The organism is Streptococcus sp. WM07 (assembly GCF_004570525.1).
Lineage (GTDB): Bacteria > Bacillota > Bacilli > Lactobacillales > Streptococcaceae > Streptococcus.
This window is the reverse complement of sequence record NZ_SPPZ01000041.1, coordinates 1-17331: the sequence shown is the minus strand read 5'-3', so window position 1 is coordinate 17331 and position 17331 is coordinate 1. Positions and strand designations below refer to the sequence as shown.

General features: G+C 44.5%; 18 protein-coding genes and 1 pseudogene. 16 read left to right on the top strand and 3 right to left on the bottom strand.

Translation table 11 applies throughout. From position 1 onward, the window contains the following. Window positions 1-209: 209 nt before the first annotated feature. The gene (def, locus tag E4T71_RS06210; protein ID WP_135038150.1) at window positions 210-824 is read right to left on the bottom strand and encodes a peptide deformylase; all 615 of its coding nucleotides are present in this window, start codon (window positions 822-824) and stop codon (window positions 210-212) included. A 61-nt stretch (window positions 825-885) separates the two neighbouring features. After that, window positions 886-1086, bottom strand: coding sequence for a hypothetical protein (locus E4T71_RS06205; protein ID WP_135038148.1), 201 nt, complete (start codon window positions 1084-1086; stop codon window positions 886-888). Window positions 1087-1287: 201 nt separating this feature from the next. Here E4T71_RS06205 and E4T71_RS06200 point away from each other — a divergent pair, with 201 nt between their 5' ends. From E4T71_RS06200 to rpsO, 6 genes are all read left to right on the top strand, one after another. Beyond that, window positions 1288-1599, top strand: a complete 312-nt coding sequence (locus E4T71_RS06200) for a hypothetical protein (protein WP_135038146.1) — start codon at window positions 1288-1290, stop codon at window positions 1597-1599. Next, complete coding sequence (locus E4T71_RS06195) at window positions 1586-3397, top strand: DUF2194 domain-containing protein (protein ID WP_135038144.1); 1812 nt, start codon at window positions 1586-1588, stop codon at window positions 3395-3397. The genes E4T71_RS06200 and E4T71_RS06195 overlap by 14 nt, the downstream gene beginning before the upstream one ends. Continuing rightward, complete coding sequence (gene pelF, locus E4T71_RS06190) at window positions 3385-4773, top strand: GT4 family glycosyltransferase PelF (RefSeq protein ID WP_135038142.1); 1389 nt, start codon at window positions 3385-3387, stop codon at window positions 4771-4773. The genes E4T71_RS06195 and pelF overlap by 13 nt, the downstream gene beginning before the upstream one ends. Before the next feature lie 2 nt (window positions 4774-4775). Beyond that, window positions 4776-6026: an exopolysaccharide Pel transporter PelG gene (pelG, locus tag E4T71_RS06185; protein ID WP_135038140.1), complete on the top strand. Its 1251-nt coding sequence runs from the start codon at window positions 4776-4778 to the stop codon at window positions 6024-6026. Between the two features lie 32 nt (window positions 6027-6058). After that, a complete protein-coding gene (locus E4T71_RS06180) occupies window positions 6059-6781 on the top strand; it encodes a pseudouridine synthase (RefSeq protein ID WP_135038139.1) in 723 nt (240 codons plus the stop codon). A 130-nt stretch (window positions 6782-6911) separates the two neighbouring features. Then, on the top strand, window positions 6912-7181 hold the full coding sequence (gene rpsO / locus E4T71_RS06175) for a 30S ribosomal protein S15 (RefSeq protein WP_135038137.1): 270 nt from the start codon (window positions 6912-6914) through the stop codon (window positions 7179-7181). Window positions 7182-7381: 200 nt separating this feature from the next. Here the strand turns inward: rpsO and pepF are convergent, their stop codons facing one another. Next, window positions 7382-9178 (bottom strand): oligoendopeptidase F, encoded by a 1797-nt coding sequence (gene pepF / locus E4T71_RS06170; protein ID WP_135038135.1) that lies wholly within the window; start codon window positions 9176-9178, stop codon window positions 7382-7384. A gap of 153 nt (window positions 9179-9331) precedes the next feature. Here pepF and pnp point away from each other — a divergent pair. The 10 genes and pseudogenes from pnp to tnpB form a co-directional block, all read left to right on the top strand. Next, window positions 9332-11431: pseudogene (pnp, locus tag E4T71_RS06165) on the top strand (polyribonucleotide nucleotidyltransferase); the annotation flags it as partial. Window positions 11432-11457: 26 nt separating this feature from the next. After that, window positions 11458-12801 (top strand): cysteine--tRNA ligase, encoded by a 1344-nt coding sequence (gene cysS, locus E4T71_RS06160; protein ID WP_135038133.1) that lies wholly within the window; start codon window positions 11458-11460, stop codon window positions 12799-12801. Then, window positions 12794-13186: a Mini-ribonuclease 3 gene (locus E4T71_RS06155; RefSeq protein ID WP_135038131.1), complete on the top strand. Its 393-nt coding sequence runs from the start codon at window positions 12794-12796 to the stop codon at window positions 13184-13186. Before cysS ends, E4T71_RS06155 begins: the two co-directional genes overlap by 8 nt. A 13-nt stretch (window positions 13187-13199) precedes the next feature. Next, entirely contained in the window at window positions 13200-13541 is a 342-nt protein-coding gene (locus E4T71_RS06150; RefSeq protein WP_135038129.1) for a DUF6287 domain-containing protein, read from the top strand. A gap of 253 nt (window positions 13542-13794) precedes the next feature. After that, complete coding sequence (gene rlmB, locus E4T71_RS06145) at window positions 13795-14523, top strand: 23S rRNA (guanosine(2251)-2'-O)-methyltransferase RlmB (RefSeq protein ID WP_135038127.1); 729 nt, start codon at window positions 13795-13797, stop codon at window positions 14521-14523. A 5-nt stretch (window positions 14524-14528) separates the two neighbouring features. Then, the gene (locus E4T71_RS06140; protein ID WP_135038126.1) at window positions 14529-15047 is read left to right on the top strand and encodes an NYN domain-containing protein; all 519 of its coding nucleotides are present in this window, start codon (window positions 14529-14531) and stop codon (window positions 15045-15047) included. Window positions 15048-15049: 2 nt separating this feature from the next. After that, a complete protein-coding gene (locus tag E4T71_RS06135; RefSeq protein ID WP_135038124.1) occupies window positions 15050-15943 on the top strand; it encodes a haloacid dehalogenase-like hydrolase in 894 nt (297 codons plus the stop codon). 174 nt (window positions 15944-16117) lie between these two features. Further along, window positions 16118-16564 carry a 50S ribosomal protein L13 gene (gene rplM / locus E4T71_RS06130; protein ID WP_135038122.1) on the top strand — a complete coding sequence of 149 codons (447 nt, stop codon included), beginning with the start codon at window positions 16118-16120 and terminating at the stop codon, window positions 16562-16564. Between the two features lie 20 nt (window positions 16565-16584). After that, on the top strand, window positions 16585-16977 hold the full coding sequence (gene rpsI / locus E4T71_RS06125; protein ID WP_135038120.1) for a 30S ribosomal protein S9: 393 nt from the start codon (window positions 16585-16587) through the stop codon (window positions 16975-16977). Window positions 16978-17153: 176 nt separating this feature from the next. Beyond that, window positions 17154-17331: IS66 family insertion sequence element accessory protein TnpB (gene tnpB, locus E4T71_RS10490; RefSeq protein ID WP_306766723.1), on the top strand; the 178-nt coding region annotated here is incomplete at its 3' end.

Sequence of the window (17331 nt, the reverse complement as noted above, 5' to 3'; positions counted from 1 at the left end):
TACATTTTTATCCCTAGAACAATTTGGTGAATAATAAAAATCATCAGAAATTCCAATTGGTTATTGGTTGTTTCTGATGATTTTTTAGGCATTTACACAGATTCTTCTGAGGTATGAATAATTTGGGATAAAGTAACTGTGATAGTCAAAAAGACTGGGCAGCTCCATGAGGATGTTGAATTCTCATGGGGCTTGCCCAGTTTCTTTTATTAGTCTAGTAGGATAAGACCATCTTCAATTCGGAAAGGTTCTTGGATATTGATGTGGTCATAGAACATAACTCCATTGATATGGTCGATTTCATGTTGAACCACAATTGAATTGTAGCCTTTGAGTTTAATGCGGTGTTTTTCACCATTTTTATCAAAATATTCGACCGTAATGCGGGAGTGGCGGACTACATATCCGGGTTTGTCCTCATCTACTGATAAACAGCCTTCACCTTCTTTGAGGGCTGCTTGTTGGACAGAATGGGATACAATTTTGGGGTTGTAAAGCACTTCATGCATGCTATAGGCTTCTTTGGGTGGTTGACCATCTTCAGATTCAGGATTTGGTACCAGAACAGCAATGATGCGTTTAGAGATATCTACTTGAGGTGCAGCCAGTCCGACACCGCCGCGGAGTCCCATTTTTTCAGCCATGACAGGATCCTGGGAATTTTTCAGGAAACCGAGCATTTTTTCGCCCAAGATGATTTCTTCATCGCTGAGAGGGAAGGTTACTTCTTCCGCTTTTAAGCGGAGGGTGGGATGGCCATCGCGAATGATGTCATCCATATCAATCAAGTGTGATGCACGGGTTAATCGTTTTATTGCAGACATGCGATTCTCCTTTTTCTTCTCGTTCTACTATATCACAATTGGCCTTTATTTTTTGAAAAAATTAGTTAGGTTTTTTAGTGCGATGTTTTCCATGATTTTCCCAAGCTTGATAGCTTTCCCAAATATCAAATAGCAGGCAAAGGCTGGCGATCAGGTAGAGCACAGTTTGAAAGTCTATGGATAGTCCCCAGTGGCTGAGAAACAAACTGCCATAGACGACTATCCTAATCAGTCTAAAGTAAGTTTGTTCAAATTTTTTCAAATTATTTTCCTCCTTATTATTAGTCTATCCCTTTTGAGCTAGAAAGGCGAATAAAAAGTGGAAAGTTTTTCAAAAGAAATACTACTTAATTTGTGAAAGTAGTTTTAAGATCATGTGGAGTTGGAGAATCGAAGTAAAAGAGTCTCTAATAGGAGCGATTTTTAAAAATAAAAAGCGAATAAAAAGATAAAGGAGGGAACGATGGAACAGAAGAAATGGGTTACTTGGGAGCAAGCCGACAATCGGGAACGGAGCCTTCTTTTGAAGGAGACTCCTACGCAAGAGGCTAGGATTTATGTTTGCTACTTACGGGAGCAGTGGGCAGAATTACCGGCTGACCTTGGGCAAGAGTTGGCGATTTTTTTGGCTAGCATGCATTATCAATTGGAACTAGAGTTACTCCAGCTGGAGGAAGCGGGTGAACAAGGTGGTTCGACCTACCAAGAGTTAATCGATTTTTACCAAATATCAGGATTTCTAGCTGGATTGGAGGGTGTGGATGAGGAAACTTAGACGGGGGATGCAGCTATTAATTTTGGTATTGGCTAGTATGTGCCTCTTTTTTAGTTACCGTGCTCAATCTTACCAAGCTCTGCCTAGGAGCATGCGTCAAGATTTGGTCCGAGCGGAAGTTATTCGAGATCGTCGGAGTTTGCAGCAGGGAGCAGTGGACGGACTGCTTTTATATCATTCTAAGAGTCCGAGCAGTGTGGAAGCTCAATTGGAACTGGAACAGTTGCTCAAAGATTTTCGAAAAAGCGTTCGGACTGTCGATTTAGCTTATGAATTTATGCCAGAAGTTTTGGAGAATTATCGAACCATTTATTATGTAGGTGAAGATCTGATTCAAAAAGAGGAACTTCAGGAACCCTTGAAGATTTGGGTGGAGATGGGTGGTCATCTTTATATTGGGATGCCTCAGGCCAGTGAAGCAGGATCCAGTTTCCAAAAATGGTTGGGAGTTTCATCTGAGATAACTGGAAATCAAGTTGTTTCTTCTATCAGTGTGGAGAGAGATCTGATGATTGGGGGTTCTGGTCCTTTTGTCATATCGCATCCTTTTGATTCTGCTTGGGATATTACCTTAGAGACTAATTGTCGGGTACCTGTTTGGGATACTGAAACCAAGACTCCTTTGGTTTGGCTCAAGGAAGCAGGGGAGGGGCAGATAGTAGTTATGAATCTCGGGATTTATGACAAGGTTTATCGAGCTATCTACAGTTTAGGTTTGTCATTGATGGATCCGGTTTTTCTGTATCCCGTTATTAATGCGGGTGTTGTTTATTTGGATGATTTTCCAGCTCCTTTCAGTGAAGAGGAGAAGGTTCAGCTTTCAACCAGTCATCAAGTTCCCTTCCATCAGTTTGTCGGACAGACTTGGTGGCCGGCCATGCAAGCTTTAGGGAAGGATTTGCATCTGACTTATACAGGAGCTTTGGTGGCTAGTTACGAAGAGCAGGTTAGTTCCCCTTTTCCTTTGATTTTACCCGAGCTTGGAACTTTGGAACTGGGACGAGCCCTTTTAGAGCAAGGGGGAGAGTTGGCCTATCATGGCTATAATCATCAACCTTTTCAGCTTTATAGCTGGGAACAAGCGGACGTCAGAACTTATCGTCCTTGGACTCAAGAACGAGCTATTCACGATTCTTTACGAAGCTTGGAAAAGCTGTTAGAGACTTATTATGGAGGACAAAAACCAGCGATTTATGTTCCGCCGTCTAATATCTTAAGTCAAGAGGGACGTAGTATTCTAGCTACAGCTCTTCCAAATTTAAAAGGGATTGCTGCCACCTATTTTCCAGGTGATGGAGCCTATGCTCAGGAATTCGATTTAGGATCGGACGGATTGCTTAATTTACCGCGTCTGGTTTCGGGGATGGACTGGGACGATTTTGACCGTCTAGCAGTCTTTTCGGGACTTAATACGCATTTTGTGCATAGCCAATTTATTCATCCCGATGATGTCTTGGATAACCGTCGTAATCATGGTAAGACTTGGGAGGAATTGCTGGAGTCTTACCGCTCTTCTATGCAAGCTTTGCAGAGGGCTGTGCCCGACCTGAATTTTGTAAGAGCTAGTCGTTTTGCAGATAAGGTTGGTGCTTTTTTGAATGTGTCCCTTCAAGTGGAAGAGGGGAGCGATTTTTGGGAAATGAGGCTGAGTCATATTCAAGGGAGTTGTTCATTTCTTCTTCGTCAAAATAAGGGGAAAAATCTGCGCGTGACGGGCGGCAACATCAAACGGGTAGCGAAAGATCTCTATTTATTGGAGACAGATCAAGAGAAGGTGAGGATTGAATGGGATCAGTAAGCAAGAATACCAAGCCAGTGATTGCTTTAGTAGTAGAGGGTGCCTATCCTTATCGGAGAGGAGGCTTATCTAATTGGATTCAGGATTTTATTAAAGGGATGGAGGCGTATTCTTTTTACCTGATAACGATTGTCGATCGTCGGGAAACTTGTGGAAGCTGGGTCTATGAGTTGCCCCAAAATATCATTGGGTTACAAGAATTGGTTTTGGAGGGAATGTTCTTGGAAGAGGAGGAGGTCGGTTGGGGTTTCAGTTCTAACCCGGAGCAGTGGTTGGTGGAGCTGATGGACTTAGAGACGTCTTCTTTGACAAGTACTCGAAAAGCTCTGCGAAGCCCTCGAGTGTTTAGCGATCTTTTTCAATGGATTAAATACACTTATCCCAATGCAGCTTTTATTCCTCTCTATCGTCAATTACAGGCTCTATTTGGGAATCTCTTGGATTTGCTGGCCCAGATAATTTTGCCAGAGCATCTTCATTGTATTCATGCTCTATCAACTGGTTATGCCGGTTATCTAGCTGCTTACTTGGCAAGAAAACTTCGTTGTCTGTTTGTTTTGTCAGAACATGGTTTGTATCTTTTGGAAAAAGAAGAGGTGCTTAGTCGCTCGAGTCAACTGTCTCCAGCTCAAAAGGACTGTATCCGTTGGTTCTTTGTGGAGATGTCTCGGATATCCTATGGGCAAGCTAGGACGGTAACAACTCTCTTCAAGGAAGCACAAAAACACCAAGTGCAATTGGGGTGCCCTGTAAGCAAGTGTCAGGTTGTGCCTAATGGTCTGATTTGGAAAGATTGGCGGGAAGTTCAGCGACAAACAGATAATCAAAAACTTCAGATTGGAGCTATTCTTCGTTGGACTCCGCTGAAGAATGTACTGGAACTTCTTTTTATTCATGCGAATCTTTGTCGTAAAGGTTATCTAGTTACCTTGGTTATCTTGGGAGCGACTGAGGACCTCACTTACTGGGAAGTCTGTCAGGCGGCTATTCTTCGCTGGCATATTCCCAGAGTCGAAATCCAGGGTCATTGTTGTGTTCAGGACTATCTTGTTCACTGGACTTGTTTAGTCCTCCCTTCTTTGTCAGAGGGTCAGCCTTTGGCTTTATTAGAGGCTATGGCTGCAGGGATTCCTTGTGTTGCCAGTGATGTAGGCTCCTGTCATCAACTTTTATGTCAGGACTTAGAAGGCAGGGTGCCAGCAGGAATCTGTGTCAGACCGGGTGATCGTGAAGGCTTTGTGCAGGCCTTAATGCAGATTCTGGATAATCCGGAATTGGGAGTTCAAATGGGGCAGGCAGGTCGGCGTCAGGTGCAAGATTTTTATCAGCAGGAGCAGGTTCTTGCAGCCTATCAAAGAATCTATGAGGTGGATTGAGTATGTGGAAAGTCTATCGCCAGTGTCTCCGATCTTTGCAGCTGTTACTAGCACTGTATGGCAGTTTTCTTCTGTTTCCTTTATTTTTAGTGATTTTTAGTCTGCTGAAAACAGGGTTAGGCTTGGATCAGGTGGGGAATCTGATTTCTCTCTTACCTTTCTTAAGCTATGGGTTTTTAGGAGTCTTTTTGGCTCAAAATTTAATTCGTCCTTGGATTGCTTCTGCGAGGGAATTTTGGTTTTGGCCGATTCTCTTGGGTTTAGCTGGACTGCAATCCTTGGTCTTGATAGCCTACCTTTTTTATACGGATAGTCTTCATACAGGGACAGTCTTAGTGGTACTTTTGCTGGCGGCAGCTCTATCGGCTCAGATTTTGAGAGAGCGTTTGGGAGTCAGATTGGATGTGGGGCGGTATTGTCGGCATTTGTTTGGGTTTTTTGCTTTGATACTGTTATTCTCTTTTTTAATGAGTCAATTAAGATTTAGCTTTTCGTTGATTTTGGGACTTGCCTTACTCTTTTTATTGGATACCTTCCTTTTATGGGGACAGATGGAAAACGAGACGGGAACTGGTTCCCCTATGCAATCGAATCAGGCCTGGTTAGGTCTCCTTTTTTATGCTGCTATTCTATTACCCTTGGTCGTTGTTTATAGTTCTCCCTTGGGCAAACCTGTTGGTCCTTATTTGCGACTAGCTCCAGCATATGACCGGGTTGTTCTACTATCCTTGTGTTTCTATCTCTTGTTTAGTGCTCAGTGGTTAGGCGTTAGGGAGACTTACTTGACTCCGGTTTGGCAGGAATTTGTTCATGGATTGAATGGTTCTGCGTCAGGAAAGCAGTTAGAAGCCTATGAGGGGCTTTGTCAGAGACGTATGGATACCTTTCTTTTCTGCTGGTTGTTAGAATTTTTGTTGCTTCTAGTGGGATTGTTTGCTTATTCTTGGTTCCAGCCTTTGACTTGGAGCAACTATTATATTGCTTTGTTACTGCCAGCCTACTGCTTGCTACAATTACTGCAAGTTTTTCAATCTCTTTTTCAAGACTTGCTCCAATTTGATTCGGTCTGGCGATTGGCTTACTGCTTTTTAGGGGTTAATCTAGTTTTTGCGATTGTTTCTGTGTGGGCAGGCGTTTTCTATTTTGGTTTGGGCTTTTTAGTGAGCTCAGCTTTATCTGTAGCTTTGGCATATCGACAGTATGAAGATCTCAGAGGCCAGTGGCTTTATGTGATTGTTTCTTATTATGACTAGGCGTGTTATAATTTGAGCAAGGAGGTGCTGGTATGCGTTTGGATCGGTATTTGGTAGAAGTAGGCCTCGGTTCTCGTTCGGAAGTCAAACAGATAGTGAAGAAGGGGCTGATTACGGTCAATGGTCAGGTTGAAAAAAGTGCGAAGACCCATATCCGGGAAGGGGAAGATCAGATTCATTATCAAGATCAGGAATTGACTTATCAAACTTTTTACTATTGGATGCTAAACAAACCAGCCGGTGTCCTTTCTGCGACCCAAGATAGTTCTGCTAAAACAGTCTTGAATTTATTGGAAGCGGAAGACTGGCGCAAGGATTTGTTTCCAGTAGGGCGTTTAGATAAGGATACAGAAGGACTTTTGCTCTTAACCAATAATGGTCCTCTAGCACATGCTATGTTGTCACCGAAGCGGCATATAACCAAGGTTTATCGGGCCTTGGTTGCGGGTGAGATGACCGTAGAAGACCAAGAGCGTTTTGCAGAAGGCATTCACTTTAAGGACTTCACCAGTCAACCCGCAGAATTGGAAATTTTGCAGGTTGGTCAGGGACATTCGGAAGTGTTGATTCGTATTCAGGAAGGGAAATTCCATCAGGTTAAACGAATGGTTGCAGCCTGCGGAAAGGAAGTGACCTATCTGGAGCGACTATCTATGGGAGCATTGCAGCTAGATCCGAATTTGGAGAGAGGGGCTTATCGTCCTCTTAAACAAGAGGAATTAGCTCTTTTAGAAGAATTTCAGTTGCCTTTGTAAGGACTGTTTTTAGTTGACAAAAGGGAATGGCCTTGGTAGAATGAGAATATCCGTAAGGATAAAGACCCTTTCTTGGTGGTGGGCTTGCCAGTCCCTCGCACTCGGATGGGGAAGAAAGAAGGAGAAAAAAATGGCAATCTCAAAAGAGAAGAAAAATGAAATTATTGCACAATATGCGCGTCACGAAGGTGATACAGGTTCAGTGGAAGTTCAAGTTGCAGTATTGACTTGGGAAATCAACCACTTGAATGAGCACATCAAAGTGCACAAAAAAGACCACGCTACTTACCGTGGTTTGATGAAAAAAATCGGTCGTCGTCGTAACCTCTTGGCTTACCTACGTCGCACTGATGTTAACCGTTACCGTGAATTGATCCATTCATTGGGACTACGTCGTTAATCAAAGAAACTGCCTACGGGCAGTTTTTTTGATGGAAAAAAAGAGAGGTTGAGACAAAAGTCTCAACCGTCCTATTTTAGTGAGTGAAAATTAGCTTGACACAGTGGTTGATTAGGCACCGTAAACAGCCTGATCCACTGTGTAGAGCTGGGACTAGGACTCATTTTTTTAGAATTAGTTCTGTCCCATTTTTTTGTTTGTTAAATTTGGCCGAGTTCTTGGCTGTATTGGATGATTTGTTGGACAGTATCGTCTAGGAATTGGATGGTGTCTCGCAGTGGTTTTTCAGTGGTTAGGTCTGCTCCTAGGACTTTGGCTGCTTCGAGTGGTGGCAAGCTACCGCCCAGTTTAAGGAAGTCTAGCCAGAATTCTGGGTTTTGGCTTTCTTTGAGTTTGAGGAAGCCGACGGTGGAGAGAACTAATCCTGCGGAGTAGGTATAGCTATAGAGACCCATGTAGTAATGACTTTGGCGCATCCAGGTGAGGGCGGCATCATCATCAATTTCGATGGCATCTCCCCAGAACTGGGTGAGGACATCTTTCATAATAGCATTCAGTTTTTCAGCTCCAAATACTTGTCCTTGCTCAATCAAGTTGTAAACTTGACGTTGGAAGGCTGCTTCCAAGAGGTGGGTGATAAAGTTGTGGAAGTAGGTGTCTGTGAGTCGGTGTGCCAAGGCAAAACGTTTTTGACGTGGGTCTTCTAATTCATGTTCTAGAAGATCGCTCAGTAAGAGTTCGTTAAAGGTTGAAGGGGCTTCAACGGCATAGGTAGACATGCTGGTGTTGAAGATACTCTGATGATTGTCGGAGAAGATGAATTGTCCAGAGTGGCCAATTTCATGAATCAGGGTATAGACATCACTCATACGTCCAGTCCAGCTCATAAGCACATAAGGGTGAACTTTGTAAGGGTCTGCCGCATATCCACCAGATTCTTTGCCAGTATTTGCTGCGAAGTCAACCCATCGTTCTTCTTGGTAGCGCTTGACTTGCTCCACATATTCTGGTCCTAGAGCTTGGACGGAACGCATGACCAAGTCGTAGGCTTCTTCGATGGAGACTTCAGGATTTAATTGAGAATCCAAGTCTAATTTCCAATCTGCAAAGGTCATTTTTTCAAGACCATTGATGTGGGCCACATGTTTGACAAAGGTCTGAGCGATAGGAGCAAATTCGTTCATAATTAAGTCGATCTGCCGGTCGAATAGGCTGCGGTCGACCTCTTGCTCGGCTAAAAGGTAGTCAAAGACAGAAGCGTAGCCCTTCATATCAGCGATGATTTTTTCAGAACGAACTTGGGCTAGGTAGGCAGCTGCAGCGGTTTCTTGGTGCTTACGCAATCCCTTAGAAAAGGAACGGAAGGCAGCTTCGCGTACACCCGCATCTTCATGATTCTGGTAGAAGTTCTCATAGCTGATAAAGGAGTTTTTGTAGGTTTTACCATCGACGACAAAATCCTCCATAGCATAGTCCCCAGCTCGCATTTTGCTGTAAATATCGTGCGGTGCTTGGAAGATTTCGCTGAGGTTGGCCAGTGTTTTTTCCGCTTCTTTTCCGAGATAGTGGGCTTTTTTGATTTTGGCCAAGCGGATGGGTTGGCTGAGTTTAGGCTGGTTTTCCAGTTGATCCAAAATAGCAGGATCTGCTTCTAGGAGGGCCGCGTCAAAGAATGCCAATCCGACTTGAGCTTGGGTCCCGAAATCAGTTCCAGCCTGAGCGATTTGGGCAAAGTCCTCATTGCTGAAATCAGTGGTTTGGGGCATGAAAGAATAGGTTAGGATGTGGCTGATTTGAATGTGGATCTGTTCCAAGACTTGAAAGGCTTCTTGAAAATCCTCGAATGTATTCAAATTGTCTTGATAGTTGCGTTGGAATTCGTCAATATCTTGACTAGCCTTCTCGATGGCCCGGAGAAAATCCTCTCGATCTTGGTAGAGGGCAGTTAGGTCCCAGAGTTGGTATTCAGGGAACTCTGAACGGTGTTTTTGTTCCATAAATGTCTCCTTTCGTCTCCCTCCTAGTATAGCAATTTTTGCCGTGATTGTGGTAGAATAAAGGGGTCGGGGACTTTTGTGCAAAGATGAATCAAGCAGAGTTTGCTGGATTGATTTTTGTAGAAAATCCCCAATAAAAATTAGGAGTTCGAGATGACCAAACATGTATTTAGAACGACCTTTGCAGGTCGAGAATTGATTGTAGAAGCAGGGCAGGTGGCTCGTCAGGCCAATGGTTCTGTAGTGGTTCGTTATGGGGAATCTACTGTATTGACAGCTGCAGTGATGTCCAAAAAGATGGCTACAGGAGATTTCTTCCCACTGCAAGTGAATTACGAAGAAAAAATGTATGCAGCAGGGAAATTTCCAGGTGGCTTTAACAAGCGTGAAGGACGTCCTTCTACGGATGCGACCCTGACAGCCCGTTTGATTGACCGTCCGATTCGGCCGATGTTTGCGGAAGGCTTCCGCAACGAAGTACAGGTAATCAATACTGTCTTGTCTTATGATGAGAATGCCTCTGCTCCGATGGCAGCTATGTTCGGCTCATCTTTGGCTCTTGGGATTTCAGATATTCCTTTTGATGGTCCTATTGCCGGCGTTCAAGTGGGTTATGTGAATGGCGATTTTGTCATCAATCCTAGTCAAGAGGAGATGGCGGTGTCTACTCTTGATTTAACCGTAGCAGGAACCAAGGAAGCAATCAATATGGTGGAATCAGGGGCGAAAGAGCTTTCTGAAGAAATCATGTTAGAAGCGCTGCTCAAGGGCCATGCGGCAATTCAAGAATTGATTGCATTTCAAGAGGAGATTATCGCAGCGATTGGTAAAGAGAAGGCAGAGGTGGAACTGCTGCAGGTAGATCCAGCATTGCAGGCTGAGATTGAGTCGGCCTACAATCCGCAATTGCAAGCGGCTGTTCAAGTTGAGGAGAAATTGGCGCGTGAAGCGGCAACCAATGCGGTTCGTGAAGAGGTTAAGGCTGTTTATGAGGAGCGTTATGCGGACCATGAAGAGTTTGACCGCATTATGCGAGATGTGGCTGAAATCCTTGAATTGATGGAGCATGCAGAGGTACGTCGTCTGATTACAGAGGATAAGGTGCGTCCGGACGGTCGGAAGGTTGATGAAATTCGTCCGCTGGCTGCTGAAGTGGACTACCTTCCACGGGTACATGGATCAGGCCTCTTTACACGGGGACAAACTCAGGCTTTGTCAGTCTTGACCTTGGCTCCAATGGGAGAAACCCAGATTGTAGATGGCTTGGATCCTGAATACAAGAAGCGTTTTATGCACCACTACAATTTCCCACAATATTCTGTTGGGGAAACAGGTCGTTACGGAGCACCCGGTCGTCGTGAGATTGGTCATGGAGCTTTGGGAGAGCGTGCTCTCGAACAAGTCTTGCCAAGTATCGAGGAATTCCCATATGCCATTCGATTGGTGGCGGAAGTTTTGGAATCTAATGGTTCAAGTTCTCAAGCTTCCATTACAGCAGGAACCTTGGCCTTGATGGCTGGTGGGGTTCCCATTAAGGCACCGGTGGCTGGGATTGCCATGGGACTCATCTCAGATGGAACCAATTACACCGTACTAACAGATATTCAAGGTTTGGAAGACCACTTTGGAGATATGGACTTCAAGGTGGCTGGTACCCGTGAAGGAATTACGGCCTTGCAGATGGATATCAAAATTTCCGGAATTACCCCTGAAATTCTGGAAGAAGCTTTGGCACAAGCCAAGAAGGCACGTTTTGAAATTTTGGATGTGATTCACGAAGCTATTCCAGAAGTTCGTCCAGAGTTGGCACCAACTGCTCCAAAAATTGATACTATCCAAATTGATGTGGATAAAATCAAGGTGGTTATTGGTAAAGGTGGAGAAACTATCGATAAGATTATTGCGGAAACTGGCGTTAAGATTGACATTGACGAAGAGGGCTTGGTATCAATTTTCTCATCAGATCAAGCTGCCATTAACCGCACGAAAGAAATCATTGCCGGTTTGGTTCGGGAAGCTAAAGTGGATGAAGTCTTTACTGGCGTTAAGGTGACTCGGATTGAGAAGTTTGGAGCCTTTGTCAACCTCTTTGATAAGACCGATGCTTTGGTACATATCTCAGAGATGGCATGGACTCGTGTTAACAAGGTTGAAGATATTCTAGAAGTCGGGGATGAAGTGGACGTTAAGGTCATCAAGATTGATGACAAAGGAAGGGTTAATGCTTCCATGAAAGTATTGTTTCCAAAACCCCAAGGAGTTGAGTAGAAAGGATCTCTATGATCAGAATCTATAATACCCTTAGTCGCCAACTGGAAGAGTTTCGTCCTCAAGTGGAAGGTCAGGTTTCTATGTATGTTTGTGGGCCAACGGTCTATAATTACATTCATATAGGAAATGCTCGTCCAGTTGTGGCTTTCGACACCATTCGTCGCTACCTTACCTATAGTGGCTACGAGGTAACCTATATTTCCAATTTCACAGATGTTGATGACAAGATTATTAACCGCGCACTTGAGGAAGGAATAAGTCCGGAAGAAGTGGCAGATAAGTATATTGCTGCCTATTTGGAGGATACCCAGGCTTTGGGAATTCTTCCAGCGACTCAGAACCCTCGGGTCATGGACTATATTCCGGAAATTATTACATTTATTCAGGATTTACTTGCCAAAGAAATGGCTTATGAAAGTCAGGGGGATGTCTATTTCCGAGTTCGGAAATCAGACGGTTACGGACGTTTGGCCAATAAGTCTTTGGAAGACTTGGCTCAGGGAGCAAGTGGGCGTCTCGGTTCAGAATCGGAGCGCAAGGAAGATCCGTTGGATTTTGCCCTGTGGAAGTCTGCCAAGACTGGGGAAATCTCGTGGGATAGCCCTTGGGGCGCAGGTCGTCCAGGCTGGCATATTGAGTGTTCAGTCATGTCGACCGAGCTTTTGGGTCCAACTTTAGATATCCATGGTGGTGGTAGTGACTTAGAGTTTCCTCACCATACGAATGAGATTGCTCAGTCTGAAGCTAAGACTGGCCAGACCTTCGTTAACTATTGGATGCACAACGCTTTTATTACCATCGATGATGAAAAAATGTCCAAATCCTTGGGGAACTTCCGGACTGTCCATGAGCTCTTGCAGACGATTGATGGTCAGGTTCTCCGCCTTTTCCTCAATAGCCAGCATTATCGTCGTCCTATTAATTTCAGCGACAAGGCTCTCTATGATGCCGAAGTCAATTTGAAATACCTTAAACATACCTTCCTCAGCCCCCTCAAGGAGGAAGTTGATACCAGTCGTTTGCCGGACTTTGTCCAAGCTTTTGAGGCTGCGATGGACGATGACTTTAATACAGCCAATGCCTTAACCGTACTCTTTGACCTGGCCAAGTGGATCAATTCTGGTCATTATACCAAGGAGGTTCGAGCGGTCTTTGAAGAATTCCTGACTATTTTTGGTTTGGTTTTCCAAGAAGATATTTTAGAGGAAGAAATTGAAAAATTGATTGCTCAACGCCAAGAGGCACGTGCAGCAAAAAACTTCCAAGAAGCCGATCGGATTCGGGAGATGCTTGCCCAACAAGGCATTCGTCTGCTGGATACCAAAGAGGGAGTGAGGTGGCAACGTGACTGATGTCCGTCTTATTAACGGAATTGCCCTGGCCTTCGATGGTGATGCTATTTACTCAGTCTATGTGCGCCAGCATTTGATTTTACAGGGAATGACCAAGCCCAATCGGCTTCACCATGTGGCCACCCACTATGTCTCTGCCAAAGCTCAGGCTCAGTTGGTCCAGGCTCTCTTAGAACAGGAAATGCTGTCGGAAGAGGAAGTTGCGATCTATAAGCGTGGGCGCAATGCTCATAGCCATACCAAAGCTAAAAATACAGATGTCGTCACTTACAAAATGTCGACCGGCTTTGAAGCCCTGCTGGGCTATCTTCACCTGACCGACCAAATTGAGCGGTTGGAGGAACTAGTCCACTGGTGCATTCAAACCGTCGAACAAAAGCAGTAAAAGGAGACTCCTTATGAATATCGAAGAAATTCTCGCTGGTGATTTCTCAAGCATCGCAGGAACTTGGGAAAATGACTATGAAGACCGTCTGGTCTTTGATGAAAAAGGTTTGGTGTCAGAGAACTACCAAGTGACTCTTACAGCAGCCCTTGCGGAAGGTGGTTTTCTGAGTACTCAGTATGAGCCTATCCGTGCTCTGGTTGGGGGCGCCTTGATTCGTTTTATTCCAAGCGGTGTAGACGCATCGAATCCAGCTACTCAAGACCGCTCCAAACACTTTAAAGACCGTATTTGGCTTAGTCAAAGTAATGGTGACTTGGCCTTTGCGCGTGAGTTTTATTATAAGGTAGATTAATCTTCTTCAAAAATCAAATGTATACCTATTTTGGTTGATTCCCTAGGTTCATTGTTGATTTTTAGCGAGTATAAAGAATACAGAAAACACTCAAATGATTTTAGATGTGTTTCGTCTTACAGGGTGTGAAAGTCTTGGAGAATGTCGATCTTAGTACATGATTCACAAGGGCAACTTGACGACGTTCAACTATAGAAATAACAGAGTATAAGGAGGGGTTTAGCCCCTCCTTAGTCTATCGAAGGGAAAAAGAATGGAAACAACAGACACAATTTACGGCCATCACGCTGTGGTAGAGGCTTTGGAAATGGGGACGGGGAATAAGCTCTATATCCAGGAAGATTTGCGGGGTAAGAAGCTAGAGCGGGTCAAAGACTTGGCTAGTGAGCACAAGGTTCCTATTTCTTGGACCAGTAAGAAAAAGTTAGACGAGATGACCCAAAAAGGGGTCCATCAAGGTTTGGTCTTGCGGGTTTCAGCCTATGCCTATCAGAGTCTTGAAGATGTGATGGCTAAGGCTGATGGACAAGAGAATCCCCTAATTCTAATTCTGGACAGTCTGACAGACCCTCATAATTTGGGTTCTATTCTGCGGACTGCGGATGCCATGGAGGTGACGGGTGTTATCATTCCCAAACACCGGTCGGTTGGCATTACCCCAGTAGTAGCCAAAATCGCGACAGGGGCATTGGAGCACGTACCAGTGGCTCGGGTGACCAATCTGAGCCAGACCTTGGACAAGCTCAAGGAGGCAGGCTACTGGGTTTTTGGAACAGACATGAATGGAACGCCGTCCCATAAATGGAATACTTCCGGTAAACTGGCTCTGATTATTGGCAATGAGGGTAAAGGAATCTCCCCTAATATTAAGAAGCAGGTGGATGAGATGATTACTATTCCAATGGGCGGCCATGTTCAAAGTCTGAATGCCAGTGTTGCCGCAGCCGTTTTGATGTATGAAGTTTATCGTAATAAATTATAGAGCTTATGAAGAAACAACTCTTACTCGTTGATGGTTACAATATGATTGCTTCTTGGGAAAGCACAAAGGGCTATTTCAAACGCAATCAGCTAGATGCTGCCCGAAATCTCCTGCTCAACCGCCTCAGCAATTATGCGAGTTTTGAAGGACTGGAAATCACCTGTGTCTTTGATGCCCAGCATGTACCTGGTCTGAGACAACGCTATGATGAATTTAAGGTAGAAGTGATTTTTACAGAGGAAGATGAGACAGCAGATTCTTATATTGAAAGACTAGCAGCCCAGTTGAACACAGGGCGTAATCAAGTATCGGTTGCGACTAGTGATTTGAATGAACAGTGGACGATTTTTGCTCAGGGAGCCTTGCGGGTTTCTGCCCGGGAATTGGAAAAACGGACGGCAGTGGTTAAGAAGGATCTGGATAAATTTGTCGATCAAGTGGATATTCAGACCCCACGGTTAACCCCTTGGTCTGACCAACATCTGCAGACCTTACAGGAGCTTCTTGGAGAAGTGGAGGATTAAAGATGAAACGGTTATTGTCAGCCTATGCTAGTGATATCGCAGCTATGAGTCCGCAGGACCTGAAACAGTCCATCCGGGCTAGTGAAGGTCGGATAGTGATGGGAGAGACGGTGGTCACAGCTGCTCCCCTGATTGCTGGTGTCAGTAATGCCGAGATGATGGCCGCTTTTAGCTGTGACCTCTTGGTTTTGAATGAGCTAGATGTTTTCAAACCAGAGATTGTCGGTTTCTATGACTGTCCCAATCCGATTGCGGAACTTAAACACTTAACCGGTCGCCCTATTGGAATTAATTTGGAGCCCGTAGATACCTCACAGGAGCTCTTGGAAAATCCAGTTGATTTACCATCCGGTCGCCTAGTTAGCCCGCAGAGCCTAAGGCAGGCTCAAGAATTGGGCGTAGACTTTATCATGCTGACGGGCAACCCTGCAACGGGTGTTTCTCTGGCTGCTATTTCAGAGGCCATTACCCTTGCTAAGCAGCACTTCTCAGGTCTAGTCTTCGCTGGCAAAATGCATGGTGCAGGTCTAGGAGAAGCCGTTGTTAACGCCCAAGCCCTCTTAGACTTTGTTGATCAAGGAGCAGATGGGATTTTAATTCCAGCAGTTGGCACAGTTCCAGGTGTCCGTGAAGACCAACTAGCACCGATTGTGGATCAGGTGAAAGCCCAAGGAGCCTTAGTCATCTCGACCATCGGAACCAGTCAGGAAAGTGCGGATAAGCAAACAGTTCGCGAATTTGCCCTCAGCAATAAACGCGTGGGCTCCGATATCCACCATATTGGAGATGGCTCCTATGGCCGTATGCCAGACCCAGAGAATATTCTGGCCCTTTCCCTAGCGGTTCGGGGAAAACGCCACACCTATTTTAAAATGGGACAGTCGGTTAGAAGGTAAAGCCATTCAAATTTTTAAAAAATAAGGAAAATATCTTGACGGGCAAGTCCATATTTGATAGTATGGAATACGGTATTGTTTACCCCATTTGAAAGGCCCCGGAACCTTCCAAATAACCCGTGGACCGGAACATCCACACTGTAAACAAAAACGAGATTGAATATAGGAGAAATCATGAACAAAACTACATACATGGCTAAGCCAGGTGAAGTTGAACGCAAATGGTACGTTGTTGACGCTACTGATGTCCCACTTGGACGTCTTTCTGCAGTTGTTGCATCTGTTCTTCGTGGTAAGAACAAACCAACTTTCACACCTCACACAGACACAGGTGACTTCGTAATCGTCATCAACGCTGAGAAAGTGAAATTGACTGGTAAAAAAGCAACAGACAAGATTTACTACACTCACTCATTGTACCCAGGTGGATTGAAATCTATCTCTGCTGGTGAGTTGCGTTCTAAGAATGCTGTTCGCTTGATTGAAAAATCCGTTAAAGGCATGCTTCCACACAACACACTTGGACGTGCTCAAGGTATGAAATTGAAAGTATTTGTTGGTAGCGAACACACTCATGCTGCTCAACAACCAGAAGTTCTTGACATTTCAGGACTTATCTAAGGAAAGGAGCAGATTAAACTATGGCACAAGCACAATATGCAGGTACTGGTCGTCGTAAAAACGCTGTAGCGCGTGTACGTTTGGTTCCAGGTACTGGTAAAATCACAGTTAACAAAAAAGACGTTGAAGAGTACATCCCACACGCTGACCTACGTTTGGTCATCAACCAACCATTTGCAGTAACTGCAACTGCTGGTTCTTACGACGTATTCGTAAACGTTAACGGTGGTGGTTACGCAGGTCAAGCCGGAGCTATCCGTCACGGTATCGCTCGTGCGCTTCTTGAAGTAGACCCAGACTTCCGTCAAAGCTTGAAACGCGCTGGACTTCTTACACGTGACGCTCGTATGGTTGAACGTAAGAAACCAGGTCTTAAGAAAGCACGTAAAGCTTCACAATTCTCAAAACGTTAATCAATACGATACTATCAACGTTTCAAAGCACTCAAGAGTTTACCTCATGGGTGCTTTTTTGCTGATTTTTGGAAAAATTCACCTTAAAATTTACCTTATTGATTGTAAGCGCCCAATAACAAGGTATCTTTAACCGAACTAGAAATCTAGCTATACTAATCTTATAAATCATCAGGATGGAGATTAATATGGTAGATTCTTGCTCGTTCACTAGGATAAATTTATGCGATTTAGGTCGGGTTCATTTGATAACTGGTAAAACAGATATGAGGCAAGGAATTGATTCCTTGGCTTACTTAGTGAAACAGGAATTTGAATTGGACCCTTTCTCAGGTCAAGTCTTTCTTTTCTGTG

What these genes read in the sequence shown, in the direction of transcription:
- pepF (WP_135038135.1), bottom strand. Translation starts at nt 9,178, where the DNA reads ATGGAACAAAAACACCGTTCAGAGTTCCCTGAATACCAACTCTGGGAC.
- rpsO (WP_135038137.1), top strand. Translation starts at nt 6,912, where the DNA reads ATGGCAATCTCAAAAGAGAAGAAAAATGAAATTATTGCACAATATGCG.
- def (WP_135038150.1), bottom strand. Translation starts at nt 824, where the DNA reads ATGTCTGCAATAAAACGATTAACCCGTGCATCACACTTGATTGATATG.
- pelF (WP_135038142.1), top strand. Translation starts at nt 3,385, where the DNA reads ATGGGATCAGTAAGCAAGAATACCAAGCCAGTGATTGCTTTAGTAGTA.
- E4T71_RS06195 (WP_135038144.1), top strand. Translation starts at nt 1,586, where the DNA reads ATGAGGAAACTTAGACGGGGGATGCAGCTATTAATTTTGGTATTGGCT.
- pelG (WP_135038140.1), top strand. Translation starts at nt 4,776, where the DNA reads ATGTGGAAAGTCTATCGCCAGTGTCTCCGATCTTTGCAGCTGTTACTA.
- E4T71_RS06200 (WP_135038146.1), top strand. Translation starts at nt 1,288, where the DNA reads ATGGAACAGAAGAAATGGGTTACTTGGGAGCAAGCCGACAATCGGGAA.
- E4T71_RS06180 (WP_135038139.1), top strand. Translation starts at nt 6,059, where the DNA reads ATGCGTTTGGATCGGTATTTGGTAGAAGTAGGCCTCGGTTCTCGTTCG.
- rpsI (WP_135038120.1), top strand. Translation starts at nt 16,585, where the DNA reads ATGGCACAAGCACAATATGCAGGTACTGGTCGTCGTAAAAACGCTGTA.
- E4T71_RS06140 (WP_135038126.1), top strand. Translation starts at nt 14,529, where the DNA reads ATGAAGAAACAACTCTTACTCGTTGATGGTTACAATATGATTGCTTCT.
- rplM (WP_135038122.1), top strand. Translation starts at nt 16,118, where the DNA reads ATGAACAAAACTACATACATGGCTAAGCCAGGTGAAGTTGAACGCAAA.
- E4T71_RS06135 (WP_135038124.1), top strand. Translation starts at nt 15,050, where the DNA reads ATGAAACGGTTATTGTCAGCCTATGCTAGTGATATCGCAGCTATGAGT.
- rlmB (WP_135038127.1), top strand. Translation starts at nt 13,795, where the DNA reads ATGGAAACAACAGACACAATTTACGGCCATCACGCTGTGGTAGAGGCT.
- cysS (WP_135038133.1), top strand. Translation starts at nt 11,458, where the DNA reads ATGATCAGAATCTATAATACCCTTAGTCGCCAACTGGAAGAGTTTCGT.
- E4T71_RS06150 (WP_135038129.1), top strand. Translation starts at nt 13,200, where the DNA reads ATGAATATCGAAGAAATTCTCGCTGGTGATTTCTCAAGCATCGCAGGA.